18 protein-coding genes, 3 tRNA genes, 2 rRNA genes, 1 pseudogene and 1 other annotated feature are annotated in these 22,155 nt (G+C 59.2%); of the genes and pseudogenes, 5 read left to right on the forward strand and 19 right to left on the reverse strand.

The features are described from left to right. Positions 1 to 144: 144 nt before the first annotated feature. The 6 genes from KM031_RS22355 to KM031_RS22380 all read right to left on the reverse strand — a co-directional run bounded on the left by KM031_RS22355 (position 145) and on the right by KM031_RS22380 (position 5,686). Positions 145 to 1,602 (reverse strand): hypothetical protein, encoded by a 1,458-nt coding sequence (locus tag KM031_RS22355; RefSeq protein ID WP_215507937.1) that lies wholly within the window; start codon positions 1,600 to 1,602, stop codon positions 145 to 147. Between the two features lie 138 nt (positions 1,603 to 1,740). Next, on the reverse strand, positions 1,741 to 2,631 hold the full coding sequence (gene rfbA / locus KM031_RS22360) for a glucose-1-phosphate thymidylyltransferase RfbA (protein WP_215507935.1): 891 nt from the start codon (positions 2,629 to 2,631) through the stop codon (positions 1,741 to 1,743). Next, positions 2,628 to 3,479 carry a dTDP-4-dehydrorhamnose reductase gene (rfbD, locus tag KM031_RS22365; protein ID WP_215507950.1) on the reverse strand — a complete coding sequence of 284 codons (852 nt, stop codon included), beginning with the start codon at positions 3,477 to 3,479 and terminating at the stop codon, positions 2,628 to 2,630. The genes rfbA and rfbD overlap by 4 nt, the downstream gene beginning before the upstream one ends. A 5-nt stretch (positions 3,480 to 3,484) precedes the next feature. Beyond that, complete coding sequence (gene rfbB, locus KM031_RS22370; protein WP_215507933.1) at positions 3,485 to 4,534, reverse strand: dTDP-glucose 4,6-dehydratase; 1,050 nt, start codon at positions 4,532 to 4,534, stop codon at positions 3,485 to 3,487. After that, complete coding sequence (gene rfbC, locus KM031_RS22375) at positions 4,531 to 5,100, reverse strand: dTDP-4-dehydrorhamnose 3,5-epimerase (protein ID WP_215507932.1); 570 nt, start codon at positions 5,098 to 5,100, stop codon at positions 4,531 to 4,533. Before rfbC ends, rfbB begins: the two co-directional genes overlap by 4 nt. Positions 5,101 to 5,455: 355 nt before the next feature. Further along, a complete protein-coding gene (locus KM031_RS22380) occupies positions 5,456 to 5,686 on the reverse strand; it encodes an integrase core domain-containing protein (RefSeq protein WP_215507931.1) in 231 nt (76 codons plus the stop codon). 185 nt (positions 5,687 to 5,871) lie between these two features. Here KM031_RS22380 and KM031_RS22385 point away from each other — a divergent pair. The 5 genes and pseudogenes from KM031_RS22385 to KM031_RS22405 form a co-directional block, all read left to right on the forward strand. After that, positions 5,872 to 6,858 (forward strand): annotated as a pseudogene (locus KM031_RS22385) (IS110 family RNA-guided transposase); the annotation flags it as partial. 111 nt (positions 6,859 to 6,969) lie between these two features. Beyond that, entirely contained in the window at positions 6,970 to 8,505 is a 1,536-nt protein-coding gene (gene istA, locus KM031_RS22390; RefSeq protein ID WP_215508047.1) for an IS21 family transposase, read from the forward strand. Beyond that, a complete protein-coding gene (gene istB, locus KM031_RS22395; RefSeq protein ID WP_215508045.1) occupies positions 8,495 to 9,289 on the forward strand; it encodes an IS21-like element helper ATPase IstB in 795 nt (264 codons plus the stop codon). The genes istA and istB overlap by 11 nt, the downstream gene beginning before the upstream one ends. Before the next feature lie 121 nt (positions 9,290 to 9,410). Beyond that, entirely contained in the window at positions 9,411 to 9,776 is a 366-nt protein-coding gene (locus KM031_RS22400; protein WP_246567528.1) for a hypothetical protein, read from the forward strand. Further along, positions 9,752 to 10,567 (forward strand): IS3 family transposase, encoded by an 816-nt coding sequence (locus tag KM031_RS22405; protein ID WP_260692143.1) that lies wholly within the window; start codon positions 9,752 to 9,754, stop codon positions 10,565 to 10,567. The genes KM031_RS22400 and KM031_RS22405 overlap by 25 nt, the downstream gene beginning before the upstream one ends. A gap of 255 nt (positions 10,568 to 10,822) precedes the next feature. On the opposite strand, the gene KM031_RS22410 is transcribed toward KM031_RS22405, so the two are convergent. From KM031_RS22410 to KM031_RS22470, 13 genes are all read right to left on the reverse strand, one after another. Then, a complete protein-coding gene (locus KM031_RS22410; RefSeq protein ID WP_260692254.1) occupies positions 10,823 to 11,149 on the reverse strand; it encodes a hypothetical protein in 327 nt (108 codons plus the stop codon). 241 nt (positions 11,150 to 11,390) lie between these two features. After that, complete coding sequence (gene tnpC / locus KM031_RS22415) at positions 11,391 to 12,959, reverse strand: IS66 family transposase (protein WP_215502983.1); 1,569 nt, start codon at positions 12,957 to 12,959, stop codon at positions 11,391 to 11,393. Positions 12,960 to 13,013: 54 nt separating this feature from the next. Continuing rightward, positions 13,014 to 13,208 (reverse strand): IS66 family insertion sequence element accessory protein TnpB, encoded by a 195-nt coding sequence (gene tnpB, locus KM031_RS22420; RefSeq protein WP_260692135.1) that lies wholly within the window; start codon positions 13,206 to 13,208, stop codon positions 13,014 to 13,016. A gap of 38 nt (positions 13,209 to 13,246) precedes the next feature. Then, positions 13,247 to 15,337: a recombinase family protein gene (locus tag KM031_RS22425; protein WP_035714956.1), complete on the reverse strand. Its 2,091-nt coding sequence runs from the start codon at positions 15,335 to 15,337 to the stop codon at positions 13,247 to 13,249. Continuing rightward, positions 15,315 to 15,518: a hypothetical protein gene (locus tag KM031_RS22430; RefSeq protein ID WP_035714909.1), complete on the reverse strand. Its 204-nt coding sequence runs from the start codon at positions 15,516 to 15,518 to the stop codon at positions 15,315 to 15,317. The genes KM031_RS22425 and KM031_RS22430 overlap by 23 nt, the downstream gene beginning before the upstream one ends. A gap of 284 nt (positions 15,519 to 15,802) precedes the next feature. Continuing rightward, a complete protein-coding gene (gene tnpB, locus KM031_RS22435; RefSeq protein ID WP_215507579.1) occupies positions 15,803 to 15,988 on the reverse strand; it encodes an IS66 family insertion sequence element accessory protein TnpB in 186 nt (61 codons plus the stop codon). Next, positions 15,985 to 16,395: a transposase gene (locus KM031_RS22440; protein WP_260692076.1), complete on the reverse strand. Its 411-nt coding sequence runs from the start codon at positions 16,393 to 16,395 to the stop codon at positions 15,985 to 15,987. The genes tnpB (KM031_RS22435) and KM031_RS22440 overlap by 4 nt, the downstream gene beginning before the upstream one ends. Before the next feature lie 151 nt (positions 16,396 to 16,546). Then, positions 16,547 to 17,575: an IS110 family RNA-guided transposase gene (locus KM031_RS22445; protein WP_215508072.1), complete on the reverse strand. Its 1,029-nt coding sequence runs from the start codon at positions 17,573 to 17,575 to the stop codon at positions 16,547 to 16,549. A gap of 195 nt (positions 17,576 to 17,770) precedes the next feature. Next, positions 17,771 to 17,847: transfer RNA gene (locus tag KM031_RS22450), tRNA-Met, on the reverse strand. A 73-nt stretch (positions 17,848 to 17,920) separates the two neighbouring features. Then, a 5S ribosomal RNA gene (gene rrf / locus KM031_RS22455) occupies positions 17,921 to 18,035 on the reverse strand. A gap of 106 nt (positions 18,036 to 18,141) precedes the next feature. After that, positions 18,142 to 20,985 (reverse strand): 23S ribosomal RNA (locus tag KM031_RS22460). A gap of 272 nt (positions 20,986 to 21,257) precedes the next feature. Continuing rightward, positions 21,258 to 21,334 (reverse strand) — tRNA-Ile (locus KM031_RS22465). Positions 21,335 to 21,387: 53 nt separating this feature from the next. After that, positions 21,388 to 21,463 (reverse strand) — tRNA-Ala (locus KM031_RS22470). A 134-nt stretch (positions 21,464 to 21,597) separates the two neighbouring features. Next, positions 21,598 to 22,155: a sequence feature (16S ribosomal RNA rRNA prediction is too short), on the reverse strand.

The following is a 22,155-nucleotide window of genomic DNA, read 5'->3' on the forward strand; positions in this document are numbered from 1 at the left end:
CTACGTATGTAATGTTTAACTATTGCAGGTTGTTATGCAAGCGATTTGCTGCATCGCCGCAAAGATTGGTAATGGCAACATGCCGTGTGCGTACCCCTAAACCGTCACTCATCTCAACGTAGCAATTTCTTGCCTGACGAACCCTCATGCCGAGTTTTTGTTCGTCAGGCGATACGTCCACTCAGCAACCCTGTCACCAATATATTTCCCATTGGGCCGAGCTCTTTTAGCAAGCATCATGAGGCACAGCGCATCGTCCATCTTCACCTCCTTCTTATTAACAATTTTTTCAGCAATACGACAAAGATAGTTTGCATCATCATCATGCAAACTCATCTTAATTCTATTGCATATCGAATCTACCATAACCTCGATTTGTTTAGCAGAAATTGTATATTCGGCGTCAATCTCATCCGAAACGACAGCATCCTTCCCTTCGATAATCACCTTCTCACTTTCAGGAATCCTCCTATTAATGTCATCAATAATAGGTTTGATTCGACTCACAACCACGTCATAAGTTACTTCTGTGCACTTCAACTTACTTGCCTTAACCTCTGGACACGCATCAACTAGAACATCGCTTACAAAGTCACTGGAACCTTTAAGGTTTTTATTGAACACCCTTTGGAACTCGTATTCCGCGAGGGTGAGGGATCTGTTGACCGTAGCCGTTTTGGGGTAAGTCACATCGAAACCCGGAGCACTTCCATTGAAAAGGTCTTTAATAAAAATATCTGAGATTTCAGTTTTGTAATTTGAATAGTTCCGCACTGTCAGGTCAAAACCATACCTCTCAGCAGCGTCGAGCCAGAGCGCAACCTTTGAAAATGGGTAATTCGAAGAATCTTCGATCAGGAAACTATTCAGATCTTTGACTAACCCTCCCCGTTTGATCCATTGACCCCATCCAGAAAAGAGAACTTCAAAAACATTTCGCGTATACAGAACAACACGTAGGTTGAATCCCCTCCGAAGCACAACGCGCTCCAATGTGTCGCCCTCAAGAAGCTGATTAAATAGGTCCTCATTACTAAAAAGGTAACTTTTTTCTGAGTTCAGTTTATATTCTGGATTTAATATCAAATCGCCATTACCGGATGTGATCCTCCCATCAGAAGCCATCACGTCGCTTTCATGCCCAGGATAAAGAACGCCAAAGCGCTCCAACCTATCCTTATTCAACGCCAGTACGGATTGTATGAAACTCGTTCCAGTTTTTCCATGCCCGATGTGAAGTATCAAATCTTGATTCACATTTTCCTGTTGACTCTTTTGAGCAACAGTTGAGTTTGTAACATTATGGCTAGAGACAGGTTGTTTCGATGGATAGGTATCTGCCGTCCCGCTAGGCAAGCGGCCTTCGAAATACCCACTGGTTACAAAATGGTCGTGCGCACTTCTCACAGCGCCTTCACGAATTGCCTGATCCACGTCGGGATAACGAGAGCAATACCAATCCTCATCGACATCTACGGCATAGAGCAACTTGCTCAGAAGGCTTTTGTAAGCCTCATAAGACATCTTGACCCAAGACTGGCCGTCCTCATCATCGAAGATTAGATTTTCATTGAGACTGGAGAACGGCGCGACATATCGCATCAGAGAAGCCCTTCATGTTATAAAAAAGCAAGAAAACCGTATACTTCACGCCCGAAATATTTCACGGCTGCGCGCCACTTTGCAAGGCCTCCAGGCAGCCCACTACCATCCAGATCTGTTGCACCCCAAATCCTGCCATCACTCATGTATAAGCCGCGCCAGATAGGCGCCGTAATCGTTCTTGGCGAAAAGCTTCGCCCGTGCCCTCAGGCCCGCTGCGTCGATCCAACCCTGTTCGAAGGCGATCTCATCAGGGCATCCCACCTGCAAGCCCTGCCGTTTTTCCAGAGTCCGCACGAAATTCCCAGCATCGAGCAAGCTGCCATGCGTGCCGGTATCGAGCCAAGCATAACCGCGCCCCATACGCTGCACCGTCAGTGTGCTTTCGGCCAGATACATCTCCAACAGCGTGACGATCTCCAATTCACCTCGAGGTGAAGGCTGCACCGTCCGCGCCTTGGCGGGTGCCGTTCCATCCATGAAGTAAAGACCGGTCACAGCATAGTCTGACAAGGGCTTTTCGGGCTTCTCGATGATGCTTTCCACCCGGCCCTCAGCATCGAAGGCCACCACACCATAGCGCTCGGGGTCCGAGACGCGATAGCCGAAGACCGTGGCCCCTACCGACTGCACCGAGGCATCGGACAGCAGTTTCGTCAGGCCATGACCGAAGAAGATATTGTCGCCCAGCACCATGACAGAGGGCGCGCCTGCCAGGAAATCCTCGGCCAGGATATAGGCCTGGGCAAGCCCGTCGGGCGAAGGCTGTGTGATATAGGTCAGGCTCAGCCCCCACTGGCTGCCGTCGCCAAGGGTGCGGCGGAACTGGTCCTGATCCTGTGGCGTGGTGATCATCGCAATCTCGCGGATGCCAGCAAGCATCAGCGCGGTCAGCGGATAATAGATCATCGGCTTGTCGTAGACCGGCAGCAGCTGTTTCGACACACCGAGCGTGATCGGATAAAGCCGCGTACCGGACCCGCCCGCCAGAATGATGCCCTTGCGCGAGGGCGCCATCGCTTGCGTCATGAAATCGCTCCGAGTTCTGTCAATGCGTCGGTGACCGCTGTCCGCCAATCGGGACGCGAGAGGTTAAAAATGGATAGTCCCGCACAGTCCATCCGCGAGTTCGCTGGTCGCAGGGCCGGGGTCGGATAGGCGCTGGTCGGAATGTCGCTCACACTACAGGAAAGCCCGGCTTGTGCCATGATCTCGCGTGCAAAACTGGCCCAGCTGACGTCTGGCGCCCCTGAGAAATGAAAGGTGCCACTCTTGCGGGGATCAGCCTGCAACTGCGCTGCGATGGCCAGACAGGCTCGCGCAATAGCATGAGCCGGGGTCGGCCCGCCGATCTGGTCGGCCACCACATTCAGGCTCTCGCGTTCTCGCCCGAGCCGCAGCATGGTCTTGAGGAAATTATGACCATGGGCTGAGAAGACCCAAGATGTGCGCAGGATCGCATACACTCCGCCGGCGGCCCGCGCACCCTCCTCGCCCTTTCGCTTCGACCGGCCATAAGCACCTAGCGGTGAGGTAGGGTGATCGGTGGAAAAGGGCACCTCCCCCATGCCATCGAAGACGTAATCGGTCGAGATATGCACAAAGGGAATGCCAAGAGTAGCGCATTCCGTCGCCATCGCAGCCGGGGCGTCGCCGTTTACCACCGTGGCGGCAGTCTCTTCGGTTTCAGCCTTGTCTACAGCCGTCCAGGCGGCAGCATTGATCACCGCCACAGGTCGGGCGGCGCGGATCGCGGCGGCACAGGCCGCAGGCTCTGACAGGTCGGCCTGATCGCGGCCTAGGAACAGCGCCTCCGGGGCAAGCCTTCGCAACTCGGTGGCGACCTGGCCGGTCGATCCGAAAATCAGCAGACCCATGCCGCTCATGCCTTGACTCCCAGTCGCTCACCCACGCCATTGCGGGCTTGGAGCGGGCGCCACCAAGCTTCATTGTCGAGATACCATTGCACGGTCTTCGCCAGCCCCTCTTCCACTGTCACGCTGGGGGTCCAGCCCAGTTCACGTCGGATACGGGTAGGGTCGATCGCATAGCGCGCGTCATGGCCGGGCCGGTCGGTGACAAAGGTGATCTGGTCGGCATAAGAGCCGCTTTCCTTCGGGCGCTTCTCGTCGAGAATGGCGCAGAGCGTCTTAACTAGTTCGAGATTCGTGCGCTCGTTCTCACCACCAATGTTGTAGCTGCGGCCTGGAACGCCCTGCTCCACCACCAGCAGAAGCGCATCTGCATGATCCTCGACATACAGCCAGTCCCGGATATTGCTGCCGTCGCCATAGATCGGCAGCGGCTTGCCAGCCAGTGCGTTCAAGATCACCACCGGGATCAGCTTTTCCGGGAAGTGGTAGGGTCCGTAATTGTTGGAACAATTGGTCAGCACCACCGGCAGGCCGTAGGTTTCGGCCCATGCGCGCACCAGATGGTCAGAGGCGGCCTTGGAAGCCGAATAGGGGCTGCGCGGGTCGTAGGAGCTTTCCTCGGAGAACTTGACCGAAGGATCGGCAGGCAGCGAACCGAACACCTCGTCAGTACTGATATGATGAAAGCGGAAGCCTGCGGGCTTGCCAGCCCTGATCCAGTAGGCGCGCGCCGCTTCCAGCATGTTGTAAGTGCCGGTGATATTGGTCTCGACAAAATCGCCCGGTGTGTCGATCGAACGGTCGACATGGGATTCCGCCGCCAGATGCATCACCAAATCCGGCTTATGTACGGCAAAAGCCCGATTCAGCGCGACCCGGTCGCGGATATCAACATGTTCGAAGGCGTAAAGCGGGCTTCGCGCAGCCTCAGCCACATTGTCGAGACAGGCGGCATAGGTCAGCGCATCCAAATTGACCACCGCATGGCCACGCGCCACCGCCAAACGCACCACGGATGAGCCAATGAAACCGGCGCCGCCGGTGACGAGAATCTTCACGTCTCACCCTCCCAGGTGAAGGGGCTGTCGAAACCAGCCAACAGTGGTGCCACCGCATCCTTGTCGGACAGTACGGGTTGATCATCCCCGAGCCCCCAGTCGATGCCGATGATAGGGTCATCCCAGCGGATGCTGCCATCGCATTCGGGCGCGTAGAAGTCAGTGCATTTGTACTGCACCTCGCAATCGGTGGTTCTTGTGACGAATCCATGAAGAAAACCGATTGGAATCAGCAACTGCTTGCCATTCTCAGCCGAAAGCTCCACGCCCATCCATTTGCCATAGGTGGGTGATCCCTTCCGGATGTCGACGGCCACGTCGAAGATCGCACCACGGGTGCAGCGTACCAACTTGACCTGAGCACGCGGTGGCCGCTGATAATGCAGCCCACGCAGCGTACCCGGCATCGCAGAGAAGGAATGGTTGTCTTGCAGGAAATCCAGATCAAGGCCCACATCCGCCATCCGGGCGGCATTCCACGTTTCACTGAACCAACCGCGTGCATCCCCGAACCGCTGGGGCATAAGCACTGCAACACCCGGTAGTGACGTATGCTTGATTTCCATAATAAATTCCCATCGCAAAGGGTTGTTCGATCCCTAACCTAACAACCTCGGCGTGACAATCGTGTCCGTGAAACACGTTCATGACATCTATGGACAGCTCACCTAATGTGCAGGCTTTATGAATTCAACCACTTTCGCAACCGCTCTGTGAGCCTCACTTGTTGATTTCCACCCAGAAGTGATGGGGTGGATACCCCCTCCCGACGTCATTGCGATGTGCCAAGGTGATGTTGGGTAACGTCACGGGAAGGAGGGAATAACCATGGAAGATGTTAGCATAGTCGGGCTGGATTTAGCCAAGCGGGTTTTTCAGGTTCATGGCGCGGCTGTATCGACCCATCTGAATCTGCTCAGGTTAAGCCGCTAATCTGAATGCCTCGGCAGGCGTGCGCATGGCAAGCGCCTGATGCGGGCGGTGGTTGTTGTAGAAGCTGATCCAGTCGCCGATAGCGCGTGTTGCATGCTGGATGCTGTCGAAGCGTTGGCGATGGACGCATTGCTCTTTCAGTGTTCGGATCACGCGCTCGACCATGCCGTTATCCGGCATGATCACAGCGATGCCTTCGGCGCCGGGAACTGCTATCATGATGGCATCCGGGACCTTGGGGCATCGGGAGCACGTGAGTGCGGGCAGACCGAGCTACAGCGGTGGGCCGAGAGCCCGTTCCGTTATATGGTCGCCCCTGCGGCTCGCCCGGATGTGCCGAGAGCACGGATCTGTAAATGCCGCGTGCCCGCCTGCTCCCTTCTTGCCAACGGAAGGAGGCCGCTATGCGCATCATTGGACTGGATATCCATCGCGTCTTTGCTGAGGCGGTGGTTTTGGAAGACGGGACCGCGCGACGACTTGGCCGCGTCGATATGACAAGAGAGAAGCTGTCGGCTTTCGCCGTGACCCTCCTGCCGACCGATCATGTGGTTGTGGAAGCCACAGGCAATGCGGCAGCCGTCGTCGAGATACTTACGCCACATGTGGCGCGGGTTGTTGTGGCCAATCCCTTGCAGGTTCACCTCATCGCAAGGGCAAAGACCAAGACTGACAAGATTGATGCTCGTGTGCTTGCTCAGCTCTATGCTGCGGGGTTCCTACCTGAAGTCTGGATCCCCGATGCTGCGACCCAGGCACGGCGCCGTCAGGTTACACGGCGCAACCAGCTGGTGAAGAGTCGGGTGCGCTTGAAGGCCATCGTGCAGTCGATCCTTCACGCACATCTCATACCCCGCTGTCCGCATCAGGATATCTTCGGCGGCAGGGGACGTGCTTGGGTTCTGGCCCAAGACGTGCCGCCGGATGAGCGGGCGGCGATCATCCGACACATTGAAGAATATGACCGGCAGACGGCAGCGCAGCGGGTGGTTGAAGAGGACATTGCACGTGCAGCCATGCCGGATACGGCTGTCAGGCGGCTTATGACAATCCCTGGCGTCGATATGGTGGTGGCAGTCGGGGTCATGGCTGCGATCGGCAGGATCGACCGGTTTCCATCTGCGGATCAGCTATCCGCCTATCTCGGACTGCATGCCAGCGTGCGGCAATCCGGCGATGGCCCGGCCTATCATGGACGGATCACCAAGCGCGGCCGGAGCGACGCACGCCACCTGCTGGTCGAGGCGGCCTGGCAGACGGTGAGAAGCCCTGGGCCACTGCGCGCCTTCTACGAGCGCATCAAGGCACGCCGCGGGGCACATGTCGGCGCCGTCGCGGTTGCCCGCAAGCTGGCTGTGTTGATCTGGCACATGCTGTCGAAGGGGGAGGATGTTGATTTCCACCCAGAACTGAGCCGGGTAGGCGCGTAATTTCCACTGAGAACTGAGCCATGTGAACCTTCCCTCGAAGCGGCGAGCGGCGGGGGCAACGGAGTGATCCACATGGGACTTTTGAACATCATTCGCCGTATGCACTTGCGACAGAAGCTGTCGATCCGCGAGATCGCGCGGCGCACAGGTTTGTCACGCAATACTGTGACCAAGCATCTTGCTGCGGACACAGTAGAGCCGAAGTTCGCGACGCCGGAGCGGCCGAGCAAGCTTGACCCTTTTGCCGAGAAGCTGGCGGGCTGGCTGAAGACCAATGCCGGGAAGCCACGCAAAGAGCGGCAGACCCTGAAGAAGATGCACGCCGATCTGGTGACGCTCGGGTTCACCGGCTCCTACAACCGGGTTGCGGCCTTCGCCCGGGACTGGCGGGCTGATCGACAACGCGAGCAGCAAACGACGGGGCGCGGCACCTTCGTCCCGCTGACTTTCCGCCCTGGCGAAGCGTTCCAGTTCGATTGGAGCGAGGACTTCGCGGTTGTCGGCGGTGAGCGCACGAAGCTTCAGGTCGCCCATATCAAGCTGTCGCACAGCCGTGCCTTTCTCTTGCGGGCCTACCCCTTGCAGACCCATGAGATGCTGTTCGACGCTCATTGGCACGCATTCCGGGTCTTCGGCGGCGTGCCGGAACGCGGCATCTACGACAATATGAAGACGGCGGTGGATCGTGTGGGCCGCGGAAAGGCCCGCGATGTCAACATCCGCTTCTTGGCGATGGCGAACCACTATGTCTTTGAGCCGGAGTTCTGCAATCCAGCGGCAGGGTGGGAGAAGGGACAGGTCGAGAAGAACGTCCGCGACTCCCGCCATCAAATGCTGCAAGGCATGCCAACCTTTCCTGATCTTGCCGCGCTGAACGCTTGGCTGGAGGAGCGCTGCATCGCGCTATGGCACGAGACCGCCCATGGCACATTGCCCGGCACGATCGCGGATGTCTGGGCTGACGAGAAAGCCGCGCTGATGCCGCTGCCAGTGGCATTTGACGGCTTCATCGAGATCAGCAAGCGCGTCTCACCCACCTGCCTGATCAGCTTCGAGCGCAATCGCTACAGCGTTCCGGCATCATTCGCGAACCGGCCCGTCAGTCTGCGGGTCTATCCTGACCGGCTGGTCGTGGCGGCGGAGGGTAACATCCTGTGCCAACACGCCCGGGTGATCGAGCGCAGCCACAAGCTGCCCCCGAAGACGATCTATGACTGGCGGCACTATCTGGCGGTCGTGCAAAGGAAGCCCGGGGCTCTTCGGAATGGTGCGCCATTCCTGGAATTACCACCTGCCTTCAGACAGTTGCAGGATCAGATGCTGCGCAAACCCGGCGGTGACCGAGAGATGGTGGACATCCTCGCGCTTGTCGTGCAGCACGACGAACAGGCCGTGCTGACCGCCGTGGAACTGGCGCTGGCCGAGGGCGTGCCGACCAAGACCCATGTGCTGAACCTGCTGCACCGCTTGGTCGACGGCAAGGTGATCGGTGGTCCGCCGCTGGATACCCCGCAAGCGCTAATTCTGCGGCGTGAACCCAAAGCTAATGTCGAACGCTATGACGCACTGCGCAGCCAGATCGTCGCGGGAGGCCGCCATGCGTCATGACCCCGCCGCCGGCGCTATCGTCATCATGCTCCGCAGCCTGAAGATGTATGGCATGGCCCAAGCCGTAGAGGATCTCATCGAACAGGGTGCCCCGGCGTTTGAAGCCTGCATTCCGATCCTGTCGCAACTGCTGAAGGCCGAACTGGCCGAACGCGAGGTGCGGTCCATCGCCTACCATATGAAGGCGGCACGCTTCCCAGCCTACAAGGACCTCTCGGGCTTCGACTTTGCCGCCAGCGAGATCAACGAGGCGACCGTCAGGACGCTGCACCGCTGCGAGTTCATGGGCGGGGCCCAGAATGTCGTCCTGATTGGCGGGCCGGGCACCGGCAAGACCCATGTCGCGACCGCCATTGGCATACAGGCCGTTGAGCATCACCGCCGCAAGGTTCGCTTCTTCTCGACCATCGAACTGGTCAACGCCCTCGAGCAGGAAAAGGCAAAAGGCAAGGCCGGTCAGATCGCCGAAAGCCTGACCCGCCTCGACTTGGTGATCCTGGACGAGCTCGGATATCTGCCGTTCAGCGCCTCGGGTGGGGCGTTGCTGTTCCATCTGCTCAGTAAGCTCTACGAGCGCACCAGCGTCGTCATCACCACCAATCTCAGCTTCAGCGAATGGGCCACCGTCTTTGGCGATGCCAAAATGACCACGGCCTTGCTCGACCGCCTCACCCACCGCTGCCATATCCTCGAGACCGGAAACGACAGCTTCCGCTTCAAAGCAAGTTCAGCCGCAGCAGCCCGAAAAAAGAAGGACGCAAACCATGCCTTGACCCCAACATGACCCGAAATCCATAGTCAGAGGTGGCTCAATTCTCGATGGAAAACTGGAGTGAACCCCTCGGGCTGGACCACAGGAGCCTGAAGATCTGATACGCTGAACGGGCCTTGTTTGGAGAAGGCTCATGACATCACGAGGTCCCTACCGTCGACATTCGACCGCATTCAAGCTGCAGCTCTGCCAAGATATCCGGGCCGGCGTCATCGGGCGACGCGATGCGCAACGCAGCCATAACATCTCTGCCAACCTCATCCAGCTTTGGCTGACCCAGTTCGACCGTGGCGAGCTGACGGACGAGGAGGCCGAAGCCAGCGTCATCGCCGAATACGAGGCCCGCATCGCAGCCCTCGAGCGCAAGGTGGGCCAGCTCACGATGGAGCTGGATCTTGCCAAAAAAACACCGCGGATGCCGACCGCCAACAACAGCGAGAAGTCCTTCGTGATCAGCGGCCCCGCACCTGCTCCATCAGGCGGGGGTGCAAAGCCATGAACCTGCCTCGCAGCACCTATTATTACCGCCCCGCCGCCAAGGCCGAAGGGCTTACAGACGCTGAACTCACGGCCATCATCGAAGACATCCAGGATGAACTGCCATGCTACGGCTACCGCCGCGTGACCCATGAGCTTCGTCGCCACGGGTTTGTAGTCAATCACAAGAGGATAGCACGGGTGATGCGGGAGGCGGGACTTGGCATCAAACCCCGCAGGCGCTTTGTCAGAACGACGGACAGCAGGCACGATTCCCCAATATTCCCGAACCTTTACGGCAACATCATCCCTGATCACCCGGACAGGGTTTGGGTCGCAGACTTCACCTACATCCGCGTTGCGACAGGGTTCTGCTATCTGGCGGTCATTCTGGATGCCTGCAGCCGCAAAGTTGTCGGTTATGCGCTGTCGCAGCGTCTCGACACGCCCTTGGCACTTGCGGCTCTGCACTCGGCCGTGGCCAACCGAAACCCTCCCGAAGGCTGTCTCCATCATACGGATAGGGGTTGCCAATACGCATCTCAAACCTATCGCGATGCTCTTCAGGCCGCAGGTCTGCGCGGTTCCATGAGCAGCGTCGGAAACCCCTATCACAACGCACAGGCCGAAAGCTTCATGAAGACGCTGAAGGTCGAGGAAGTCTACAGGGCCGGATACGAAACCTTCGCCGACGTCGCGGCCCGCTTGCCCAAATTCATCGAGCAGGTTTACAACTCGAAGAGACTGCACTCCGCCCTCGGCTACCGAACCCCCGAGGAATTCGAAACCCTATTCGCCCAAAAGGCGGCTTAGCTCAGATGGCACCCCTATGGTCCAGCCCGAGGGGTTCACTCCAAACCCGGCTCAGTTCTGGGTGGAAATCAACAGGGGAGGACTATGCTTGGGGTCGCCCGACACTTCTTGCACGCAAAATGCGCAAGATGGAGCTTGTGGCCGGAGAGCAAGCCCAGCGTGGCCAACGCGGTAGCGCCTATGGCTACAACCGTCCCGAACTGAGGCAAGCGGATCGCGGCATGGCCAAGCAGGCGGAACAGGTCTATCGGCGGCTCATGCAACACTGGCAACGAACGCGGAGGCGAGCTCAGCCTCCGGCGTCACCAGGTGCTCAAACATAAAATTGGCAAATGCCGCAGAACGGGGCTGTTCAATTACATCCGTCTGTTGCGGGCAGTGGGGCGTGATGAACTCCTGCTTCAACCCGTAGCTGCGGACCAGCGCCGTGAACTTGCGACTGGTAAAAACCAGCCCGTTGTCCGACCTCAGCAGGAACTCCTGCGTGACCCGGCCCAAGGTGCCGAACCTGGTGATCAGGGCATGCTCCAACGCGCTGGCGGCGGTCGTGGCCTTGCCGGATCGCGACAGATGCCAGCCCAACAGCTCGTGTGTGGACGCCCCCTTGGATGCAAGCGGAATCTTGGGTTCGTTTGGGCATGTGATCAGGTGCGGTCGTGTGTCCGGCCTCGAGGATGCGGCGTGTCGTGCGCCGCGGGCCTGTATGGAGATATGCAGGCCGGGACCAGTTCGCTTACCCGCGCTCAAAGGCGCTCCGTCCGGAATGCTGGTTCGCCCGACCCGGTCTCTTGACCGTAAGCGGTGCGTGATCCCCGTCAGGCTTTCAGCTTGACGGCTTTTGGAAGGCCCAGGGCATGAGGTCGTCGATGCGCGCTGCGGGGTGGCCGTTGGCGATGGCGGTCAGGGTTTCGCGCAAGTAGGCGTAGGGATCGATGGCGTTCAGCTTGCAGGTCTCAATAAGCGAGGCCAGGCGCGCCCAGGTTCGGCCGCCCTCGTCATGACCGGCGAACAGCGCGTTTTTACGATTGAGGGTTAGGGGTCTGATGGTATTTTCGACCGGGTTTGTATCCATCTCGACGCGGCCATCGGACAGGAAGATCTGCAGGCCATCCCAGTGCCGGTGGATATAGCCGAGCTTCTCGCCCAAGCGGGATTTGGCGGAGATCCGGCTGCGCTGGTGGGTCAGCCAAAGGCGGAAGTCGGCAATCAGCGGGGCCGATCGCGCTTGGCGGGCCGCTAGGCGCTCCTCGGGTGAGCGTCCCCGGACGCTGGCTTCGATCTTGTAGATCTGGGCGATGCGGCGCAGGCCTTCGGCGGCGATCTCGGAGCCGTCCTTTTGATAGATGTCATGCAGTTTGCGCCGGGAATGGGCCCAGCAGTAGGCCAGCGTCAGGGGCATGCCGCCCACGCGCTTTGGTTCGGCCAAGGCGTCATAGCCGGTATATCCATCGACCTGAAGAATGCCCTCGAAGCCTGTCAGGATGTCCATCGCATGGCGGCCATGGCGCCCGGGCGCATAGGTGAAGACGACCGCGGGCGGATCGCCTCCACCCCAGCCGCGATCATCGCGGGTCACCGCCCAAAGGTAGCCGGTTTTGGTTTTGCCCGCCTTGGGATCGAGGACCGGTGCCCGGGTCTCGTCCATGAACAGGCGGCCGGATCGCTTGAGGTGGACCAACATCCGGTCAACGACCGGGGCCAGATGATAGGCTGCTACGCCACACCACTTTGCCAGGGTTGACCGGTCCAGATCCACGCCGCCCCGGCCATAGATCTGGCATTGGCGATAAAGCGGCAAGTGATCCGCATATTTGGAGACGGCGACATGGGCGAGCGTGCCCTCGGTCGGCAAACCGCCTTCGATCAGCCAGTTGGGCGTGTCGGCCTGTATGATGCCTGCGTCGCAACGACGACAGGCATAGCGGGGGCGAATGGTGACGATGACCTGGAAGCGGGCAGGAACGATGTCGAGACGTTCGGCGCGGTCTTCGCCGATCGTCACCATGTCGGTGCAGCCGCAGGGACATATCTTCTGCGCGGGTTCGATCACCTGCTCGATGCGCGGTAGGTGATCTGGCAGATGGCCAAGGTTGCGTTTGGCTGCCGGACGCCTGGGCCTGCCATCGGCATTGCGCTCCGCCAGCGCTGCCCGCGCGGCCTCGGCTTCGGCGACCGCCGTTTCCAGATCCTCGAAAGCCAGCTGGCGCTCGTCGGGTGCCAACTGCTCGGACCGCTTGCCGTAAAGCGCATGGCGCAGCTCGGCGATCAGGTAATCCTGACGTTCGGTCTGCGCCTCCAGCCCGGTGACCTTGGCCTGCATGGTCGCAAACGCCTCACGCACGGCGGGCGGAAGGCTGTCCATATCAAAGGGGAGATCGGCGGGCGCAGGCATGGCTGTTTATACCGCGTGCCCCCAGGATTGCCCATATTTACAAGGCGATCCGAGTCACTCTGTCGCGGGGGGATGCGTCGGCCTGGGCGCATGGATGCGGCGCCAGTCAAGCCCTGCAAACAGCGCCTCGAACTGCACCCGCGACAGCCGCATGACCCCGTCGCCAACCTTTGGCCAGGCAAAGCCGCCCTGTTCCAGTCGCTTGTAGATCATCACGATCCCACTGCCGTCCCAAAACAGAACCTTGATCCTGTCGCCCGATCACGTTTCATAATGCATCTCCTCCTTCAGAATCCGGGTAGGGTCATGGACCTGTCTGCAATCTTATCAAGCGCTTGCCTTGGCCTGCGCGCGGCTATTTCCTGCAAGCCTATCCGAACCGCCTCGGTTTCGAGCGCGGCCAGCGGTATTTTCCATGGGGCGGAATACAGGATCTGTGTCGCGGGGAGGATCTGCGCGCGGATCAGTTTGTGGACAGATGCCACGCAGACGCCGAGCCGCTTGGCGGCAGCATCGACGCTCACGGTCTTCTCCTCCTCGGCCTCGGGATCATAGGGTGGGATCGCGAGCCTGTCGCGCAATTCAGCCACGCGGACGGTCGTCCATGTCTCGTCATCCTCAGTGCGGCAGCGCATCCGGTTGAGGGTCACGGCAAGTTCCCTGTCTGGCCAGTGCCCGCCAAGTTTGCGCAAGATGTCGGCAGCAGTGCGCTTTGGCCCCGGTGGGAAGCGACCGGTTCGGCGCCGGGCCAGCCTGACCTCGGTGTGGCGCCCGCCGATCCAGTGAATGAGCAGAACGAAGGCGTTCTCCGCCTGATCGATGTCGATCACCACTTCCTCGATCAGCAGGCGCACCAGTCGCTGCCGCGCGCGGGCATCGGTCCCGGCGGCATTCCATGCCGAGGGCAGGTCGGTGGCGAGCCGCAAGAGGACATCAGGATCGACCCCGGGCCTCGCGATGAGTTCTGCGCCCAAAGCGGCAAGTTTTTGCTCGACCGAGGCCACCCGCTCCAGGGCTGCGTTCCACCGCGCCTCCAGCGTGCGCGCAACATGCCGTTTGGCGGGATCGACATGCTCATATCGCCGCTCGGCCAGTTCCGCGGCGTATCGTGCCTCATCAAGCTCCTTCTCGACAGCAAGCCGCACCACCTCCTGTGCCCGGGTGGCCTGCTGTCCCGCCAATAGGGCAGCCTGCACGGCGCGGCCGGAGACCGCTTCGAGCAGTTGGCCGGTCACGGCCGCATCGATGCCGCCCCCGCCCGCACCGATGCAGAGCCCAGCCCCGACATGGCTGTCATCGCCCCGACATTGGTAACGATGGGACAGGTCGGTCCCGGTCTTGTAAAAGACCCGCATCATCCGGCCGCACCTTGCGCAACGCGCCATGCCGCTCAGCAGCGCCTGTCCGCCGCGCCCGGATTTGCGGGCCGTTCGCTTTTGCATATGCGCGTTCTCCCCCAGCAGGACGCGGTTCTCCTCATAGGCCTGCCAGTCGATGTATCCTTCGTGATTGCTCTTGATCAGCACGCCCCACTCCTCGATCGCCCGGTGATGGCCGCTGGTCTTGCGCGCCTCGCCCTCGACCACCGCCATCCGATTACCGGTCCGGCCGAAGGCATAGGCACCAGCGTAGACCGGATTATGCAGCACCTGCATCACGCTGTGATAGGCAGGCTTGCGCCAAGCGATCTTGCGCAGGGCACCGTTGCGCAGGACCACTGGCAGATGGACATCGGCCGCGCGCAGCCACAGGAACACCTGGCGACCGCTGCCAAGCTCGCGGAACTTGGCGAAGATCAGGTGGATGGCCTGCCGGACCCGCTCATCAGGATCCATCTCAATCCTGTCGTCCTCGCTCCAGCAGAACCCAGGCGGCAAGGTAAAGCGGAGTTCTCCCCGCTTCGCCTTCGCATCGCGGGCCGCCAGCCCACGTTGCCGCAGAAGACTGAGTTCGTATTCCGACATGGTGCCCTTCAGCCCCAGCAGCAGTCGATCATTCATTTGACGCGGATCGTAGACCCCCTCCGGGTCAACGACCAAGGCCCCCGTCAAGGCGCAGAGGTCAATCAGATGATGCCAGTCCCGGCCATTACGGGAAAGCCGCGAGGCTTCGATGCAATAGACCGCCCCCACCGTCCCGGCACAGACTTCCGCGACCAGACGCTGGAAGCCCGGGCGGGCAATCAGACCAGAGCCGGAGCGTCCCAGATCCTCATCGATGACCCGGACCTCGGCGAAGCCGGTGTCGCGGGCGGCTTCGGCCAGCTGGTATTGCCGCTTCTGGCTTTCGAGATTCCCGAGCACCTGAGCCATCGTCGACTGGCGAACGTAGACGAGTGCGCTGCGGGCAAGGTGCTCAGCGGTGATCTTTGCGTGCATCATGACCTGCGCCCTCCGCAATCTTGCCCGCCGCCATCAGCAGCAGGTCTGCCAATGCCTCCAGGATCGCCGGTGTCGCGGGCGCGGCCGGGGGGCGGTTCGGGCTGTCGTTCAGGTCCAGGCAGAGCTGACTCGGCGTCGCTTGCTTTTGTTGCGAGAGGGGTCGGGGTCGGCAGGGCATGCGTATCCTCCTCGGGAATCGATCCCCCACAGGATGACGCAAGCTGACCGTGACGCATTAGATCGAGTGTCTGTGCAAGCGACCGCAAGGCTTCGAGAGCAACAACCGGCGGGCCGCTTTCCATGCGTGCGCAATAGGCGGCATCGCACATCCAGGGGGGCAAAGTCCGGAAGAACCCCTGCCGTTCCTCGACCAGCACAGAGTCCGATCCGTGCCTGCGTCCCCCATCGCGCGCGCGTAGAACCCGCCCGTAAAGAGGGTGCCAAGGATATTCGATCCGCAAATCACGCAGTTGGTATGTGGAATGAAAGCCGATCACCACGTTTGGACCTGAAGACAACCATCACCCCCGCCTTGGGCGCAAAGCCCAACGCGGCATGCGCCATGGCCGCCAGCCCGTCATGTCCCTTGCGGAAGTCCACAGGCTTGGTCGCAATCACGATCCGGACGGCCTGATCCGGAAAGATCACAGCACCTTCCTCAACGCCGCCGCCAAGGCCGCCGCGCGGTCTGGACTGCAATCCGGCATCACATGCAGAACGACCCCACAGATCTCGACCCTGATCACGCCCGTGTCGGCCGACGCATCAGCCAATGGCTCGATCACCAGCGGCACGAAGGTCGGGGCCGTAGCGACCGGCACCACCAGTTCCCCTTTGCGCGCCTGACCACGCCATCCCGAAAGGTGCCGCGCAATCAACCCATACTTCGCCGCAACATCGCAGACCCGCGCGCCAGGCTGAAAACTCTCAGCCACAATCCGCGCCTTGAGATCATCCGGCCATCGCCGCCGCCCGGTCGGGCCATCAAGGATCTCGATCCGGGATACTTCCTTCGACCCACGCACCTCCATCCGGTGCTCGTTTTGGTGCTCCACGGCCAGCCTCCCGCAAACTCAGTTGCAGAACGGCATGCCCCAAGTCACATCAAGCCGAAACCACGGGGCCGGCGCACCGCTTACTCTTGACCGTCTGCCCTTACGTTCCCTCGCCCCCTCTCACATCCGGCGACAACCCGATGACACCGGCCTATGCGGCCGCCATCGCCGGATCCCTGTAATCTTCACCCTTGCGCAGCAGCGCCCAAGCTGTGCGCGCCATTCGGTTGGCCAGCGCCACAGCGACCAGCATCTTCGGCTTGCGTGCCATCATCCGTCCCAACCAGGACCCACCGGGAGCGCCCTTCCGTGCGGCCCATCGCACCACGGCAACGGCCCCGACGATCAGCAACCGCCGAATGTCGCGCTGGCCCATCTTCGAAGTGCGGCCCAGCCGGTCCTTGCCGCCGCTAGAATGCTGTCGCGGCGTGAGGCCGACCCAGGCGGCGAAGTCACGCCCGTTCGAAAAGGTCTCCATCGGCGGCGCAAAGGTGGTGATCGCCGCCGCAGTCACTGCCCCTACTCCCGGGATCGTCGTCAGCCGTCGAGCCGTGTCGTCGGTGGTCACGCGCTTGCGAAGCTCGGCATCGAGGCCAGCGATCTTCTCGGCCAGCCCGGCGATCTGGTCGAGTAGAAGGCGGGCCAAGTCGCGGACCGCTGCCGGCAGCATACCGTCGTCGCCATCGATGATGGCCGCAAGGCGCCCGACATGCGCCAGGCCGGCAGGGGCCACGATGCCCTGCTCGGCCAAGTGTGCGCGCAAGGCATTGATCGTCTGAGTCCGTTGGCGAACCAGAAGGTCGCGGGTCCGGTAAGCCATCGCTGCCGCCTGCTGGGCCTCGCTCTTCACAGCGACAAACCGCATAGTCGACCGCGACGCCGCTTCGGCAATCGCCTCGGCATCGGCCATGTCGTTCTTCTGGCGCTTCACGAACGGCTTCACATAGGCGGGCGGGATCAGCCGCACCTGGTGGCCGAGATCGCCGATGGCCCGGCCCCAGTAATGCGCACTGGCACAGGCCTCCATCGCCACAACACAAGGCGGCTGCGCCGCCATGAACTTCAGCAGCTGCGCGCGCGACAGCTTGCGGCGGAAGATCACCGATCCGTCCGCTCCTGCGCCATGCGCCTGAAACACGTTCTTGGCCAAATCCAAGCCGATGATGCTAACCTCTCCCATGGACGCTCCCCTCCGTAGCGGTGCTTCAACACCCGCCACCATGGCACATCGATGCCGCCGGGGGGCGTCCACCCCATCGCTTACCGTAGCACCGATGTAGCCCCGTGTGCTTCCACGTTGCTTCCACGCGTGGAATTGGAACGCCAAAGGCCCCGCGTTATGCGAGGCTAGTACATTGATATATAATGATATTTATGGTTGCGGGGACAGGATTTGAACCTGTGACCTTCAGGTTATGAGCCTGACGAGCTACCGGGCTGCTCCACCCCGCGTCCGTATCCCGAGGGCTTAGTGCTGCGATCGGGGATTTTTGTCATCGTTTTGAGAGGTTTGGGTTCTTGCTAGGTTTGGCGGTGACCTACTCTCCCACGTCTTAAGACGCAGTACCATTGGCGCGGCAGCACTTAACGGCCGAGTTCGGGAAGGGATCGGGTGTATTGCTTGCGCTATGACCACCAAACCGAGAAAGAACCCGCGCTGGATTTTCCAGCGCGTTACAACATCGTTTTGTTCCAAGTCTGTGTGCTTTTGACATGTCTCAGTAATCAGCCTTGCTGTTACTGGATCAAATCAAGCCTATCGGGCAATTAGTACCAGTCAGCTGAATGCATTGCTGCACTTACACCTCTGGCCTATCGACGTGGTGGTCTTCCACGGCCCTCAGGGAGACCTTGTTTTGAAGGGGGCTTCCCGCTTAGATGCCTTCAGCGGTTATCCTGTCCGAACATAGCTACCCAGCACTACCGTTGGCACGATAACTGGTCCACCAGTGGTTCGTTCACCCCGGTCCTCTCGTACTAGGGGCAACTCTTCTCAAGTCTCCTACACCCACGGCAGATAGGGACCGAACTGTCTCACGACGTTCTAAACCCAGCTCACGTACCTCTTTAAATGGCGAACAGCCATACCCTTGGGACCTGCTCCAGCCCCAGGATGAGATGAGCCGACATCGAGGTGCCAAACGATGCCGTCGATATGGACTCTTGGGCATCATCAGCCTGTTATCCCCAGCGTACCTTTTATCCGTTGAGCGATGGCCCTCCCACTTGGGACCACCGGATCACTATGACCGACTTTCGTCTCTGCTCGACTTGTCAGTCTTGCAGTCAGGCAGGCTTCTGCCATTGCACTCAACGACCGATTTCCGACCGGTCTGAGCCTACCTTCGCGCGCCTCCGTTACTGTTTGGGAGGCGACCGCCCCAGTCAAACTCCCCACCACGCAGGGTCCCGGATCCGGATAACGGACCGCGGTTAGATATCAAGAGTGCGAAGGGTGGTATCTCAAGGGAGGCTCCACGGGAACTGGCGTCCCCGCTTCGATGCCTACCACCTATCCTGCACATCACAATCCTGATACCAGTGCGAAGCTGGAGTAAAGGTGCATGGGGTCTTTCCGTCTAACCGCGGGAAGTGTGCATCTTGACACACAGTTCAATTTCGCTGAGTCCACATCAGAGACAGCGGGGAGATCGTTACGCCATTCGTGCAGGTCGGAACTTACCCGACAAGGAATTTCGCTACCTTAGGACCGTTATAGTTACGGCCGCCGTTTACTGGGGCTTCAATTCAGAGCTTGCACCCCTCCTTTTAACCTTCCAGCACCGGGCAGGCGTCAGACTGTATACGTCGCCTTACGGCTTCGCACAGCCCTGTGTTTTAAGTAAACAGTCGCCACCCCCTAGTTTGTGCCCCCCACCCATAGTTGCCTACAGATGGGGCCTCCTTCTCGCGAACTTACGGAGGCATTTTGCCGAGTTCCTTTGATGTGGTTCTCTCAAGCGCCTTGGTATACTCTACCAGTCCACCTGTGTCGGTTTAGGGTACGGTCTGATGAAGGGCTATTTCCAGGAACCTCTGAACGGCCCACCCAATCCGATAAGGGCAGACAATCTTTGAGATCCGTCACATCCTTCTGGCCCACGAATATTAACGTGGTTCCCATCGACTACGCCTTTCGGCCTCGCCTTAGGGGCCGGCTTACCCTGCTCAGATTAGCTTTAAGCAGGAACCCTTGGACTTACGGCGACAGGGTCTCTCACCCTGTTTGTCGCTACTCATGTCAACATTCTCGCTTCTGATCTCTCCACCGGATGCCTTACAGCCCGGCTTCACAGAAAGCACATTGCCTCCGTTATTCCCGAAGGAACAAAAGAGGCAGCGTCCTATATCACAGAACGCTCCGCTACCACGCATATTGCTATGCATCCTGAGCTTCGGCTCGTGGCTTGAGCCCCGTTACATCTTCGCCGCAGGACAGCTTATCTAGACCAGTGAGCTGTTACGCTATCTTTAAAGGATGGCTGCTTCTAAGCCAACCTCCTGGTTGTTTTGGCCGTCCCACATGCTTTCCCACTTAGCCACGAATTAGGGGCCTTAGCTGCAGGTCAGGGTTGTTTCCCTCTTCACGACGGACGTTAGCACCCGCCGTGTGTCTCCCGGATAGTACTCTTGGGTATTCGGAGTTTACTTAGACTCAGTAAGGCTGTGGGCCCCCATCATCCATGTAGTGCTCTACCCCCCAAGGTATTCGTCCGAGGCGCTACCTAAATAGCTTTCGCGGAGAACCAGCTATCTCCAGGTTTGATTGGCCTTTCACCCCTAGCCACAAGTCATCCAGACCCTTTTCAACGGGTGTTGGTTCGGACCTCCAGCACGTGTTACCGTGCCTTCATCCTGCTCATGGCTAGATCACCTGGTTTCGGGTCTAATCCAACGAACTCATGCGCCCTTTTAAGACTCGCTTTCGCTGCGCCTACACCTATCGGCTTAAGCTTGCTCGTTAGACTAAGTCGTTGACCCATTATACAAAAGGTACGCCGTCAGGACTGATGTCCCTCCGACTGCTTGTAGGCGTCCGGTTTCAGGTACTGTTTCACTCCCCTTGTCGGGGTGCTTTTCACCTTTCCCTCACGGTACTGGTTCGCTATCGGTCAGTAAGGAGTACTTAGCCTTCGGGGGTGGTCCCCCGATCTTCAGACAGGATTTCACGTGTCCCGCCCTACTTAATATGTCTTCTGAAGCTTCCTGTACGGGGCTGTCACCCTGTGTCGCTGTGCTTTCCAGCACATTCCAGTCACTTTTCGAAGCTCGGCTGGTCCGCGTTCGCTCGCCACTACTAACGGAGTCTCTCTTGATTTCCTTTCCTCCGGGTACTTAGATGTTTCAGTTCCCCGGGTTTGCTCTAAAACCCCTATGTATTCAGGATTAAAGTACCTGGTCTTGCCCACTGATGATCACTCCGCATTTGCATGCGAAGCAACAACAATGAACAGTCAGGTGGGTTCCCCCATTCGGAGATCCATGGGTCAAAGCCTATTCCCGGCTCACCATGGCTTAACGCAGGGTATCACGTCCTTCATCGCCTCTTACTGCCTAGGCATCCACCAAACGCCCTTTTCGCGCTTGATTTGATCCAGAAAGAGCAAGGCTCCGGTCACTCGCGTGACCACAGCCGTCTTTCATGTGTCAAAAGCATGTATACTTTCCCATGCGATGGTCCTTGGACCAACGCGGTTAGTGTACTAGACTTGGAACAATATTGCCTCCGGGGTCGAACCCCGTGATGATCCCATACTCGGAACCATCAGCAATATCGATGTTGTTTCTCTCTAAACGATGTCAATTCATCCTTCACAGGATGATCAGAGGCATTCGCAAATGCCACTGATGATCTTGTGAAGTGGTGGGTCGAGGAGGACTTGAACCTCCGACCTCACGCTTATCAGGCGTGCGCTCTAACCACCTGAGCTACCGACCCTAACGGTGTGAAGTCTGGCCTTACCACCCGCACCGCGCTTGCCGCGCAGAACTTGGTGGAGCCTATCGGGATCGAACCGATGACCTCCTGAATGCAAATCAGGCGCTCTCCCAGCTGAGCTAAGGCCCCGCAAGGAATGCTTTCGCATCCCGCTTGTTCTGAAGAGATATGAGGACGGCCTGACCGTATATGTGAGGCTATGACTAGCCTCTGCTAAGTGTTCCACGAGACTGGCAAGCCAGTCTGACCAGGAACATCCTTAGAAAGGAGGTGATCCAGCCGCAGGTTCCCCTACGGCTACCTTGTTACGACTTCACCCCAGTCACTGAACCCACCGTGGTCGGCTGCCTCCATTGCTGGTTGGCGCACCGCCTTCGGGTGGATCCAATTCCCATGGTGTGACGGGCGGTGTGTACAAGGCCCGGGAACGTATTCACCGCGTCATGCTGTTACGCGATTACTAGCGATTCCGACTTCATGGGGTCGAGTTGCAGACCCCAATCCGAACTGAGATGGCTTTTTGGGATTAACCCATTGTCACCACCATTGTAGCACGTGTGTAGCCCAACCCGTAAGGGCCATGAGGACTTGACGTCATCCACACCTTCCTCCGGCTTATCACCGGCAGTTTCTTTAGAGTGCCCAACTGAATGCTGGCAACTAAAGACGTGGGTTGCGCTCGTTGCCGGACTTAACCGAACATCTCACGACACGAGCTGACGACAGCCATGCAGCACCTGTGTGCAGTGTCTCTTACGAGAAAGGACCATCTCTGGAACGGTCACTGCCATGTCAAGGGTTGGTAAGGTTCTGCGCGTTGC

Origin of the sequence: Gemmobacter fulvus (genome assembly GCF_018798885.1) — a bacterium.
Taxonomy (GTDB): domain Bacteria; phylum Pseudomonadota; class Alphaproteobacteria; order Rhodobacterales; family Rhodobacteraceae; genus Gemmobacter; species Gemmobacter fulvus.

What these genes read in the sequence shown, in the direction of transcription:
- KM031_RS22430 (WP_035714909.1), bottom strand. Translation starts at nt 15,518, where the DNA reads ATGCCCTGCCGACCCCGACCCCTCTCGCAACAAAAGCAAGCGACGCCG.
- KM031_RS22380 (WP_215507931.1), bottom strand. Translation starts at nt 5,686, where the DNA reads ATGATAGCAGTTCCCGGCGCCGAAGGCATCGCTGTGATCATGCCGGAT.
- KM031_RS22355 (WP_215507937.1), bottom strand. Translation starts at nt 1,602, where the DNA reads ATGCGATATGTCGCGCCGTTCTCCAGTCTCAATGAAAATCTAATCTTC.
- KM031_RS22445 (WP_215508072.1), bottom strand. Translation starts at nt 17,575, where the DNA reads ATGGGAGAGGTTAGCATCATCGGCTTGGATTTGGCCAAGAACGTGTTT.
- rfbA (WP_215507935.1), bottom strand. Translation starts at nt 2,631, where the DNA reads ATGACGCAAGCGATGGCGCCCTCGCGCAAGGGCATCATTCTGGCGGGC.
- rfbD (WP_215507950.1), bottom strand. Translation starts at nt 3,479, where the DNA reads ATGGGTCTGCTGATTTTCGGATCGACCGGCCAGGTCGCCACCGAGTTG.
- istB (WP_215508045.1), top strand. Translation starts at nt 8,495, where the DNA reads ATGCGTCATGACCCCGCCGCCGGCGCTATCGTCATCATGCTCCGCAGC.
- rfbC (WP_215507932.1), bottom strand. Translation starts at nt 5,100, where the DNA reads ATGGAAATCAAGCATACGTCACTACCGGGTGTTGCAGTGCTTATGCCC.
- istA (WP_215508047.1), top strand. Translation starts at nt 6,970, where the DNA reads ATGGGACTTTTGAACATCATTCGCCGTATGCACTTGCGACAGAAGCTG.
- KM031_RS22400 (WP_246567528.1), top strand. Translation starts at nt 9,411, where the DNA reads ATGACATCACGAGGTCCCTACCGTCGACATTCGACCGCATTCAAGCTG.
- tnpC (WP_215502983.1), bottom strand. Translation starts at nt 12,959, where the DNA reads ATGCCTGCGCCCGCCGATCTCCCCTTTGATATGGACAGCCTTCCGCCC.
- KM031_RS22425 (WP_035714956.1), bottom strand. Translation starts at nt 15,337, where the DNA reads ATGCACGCAAAGATCACCGCTGAGCACCTTGCCCGCAGCGCACTCGTC.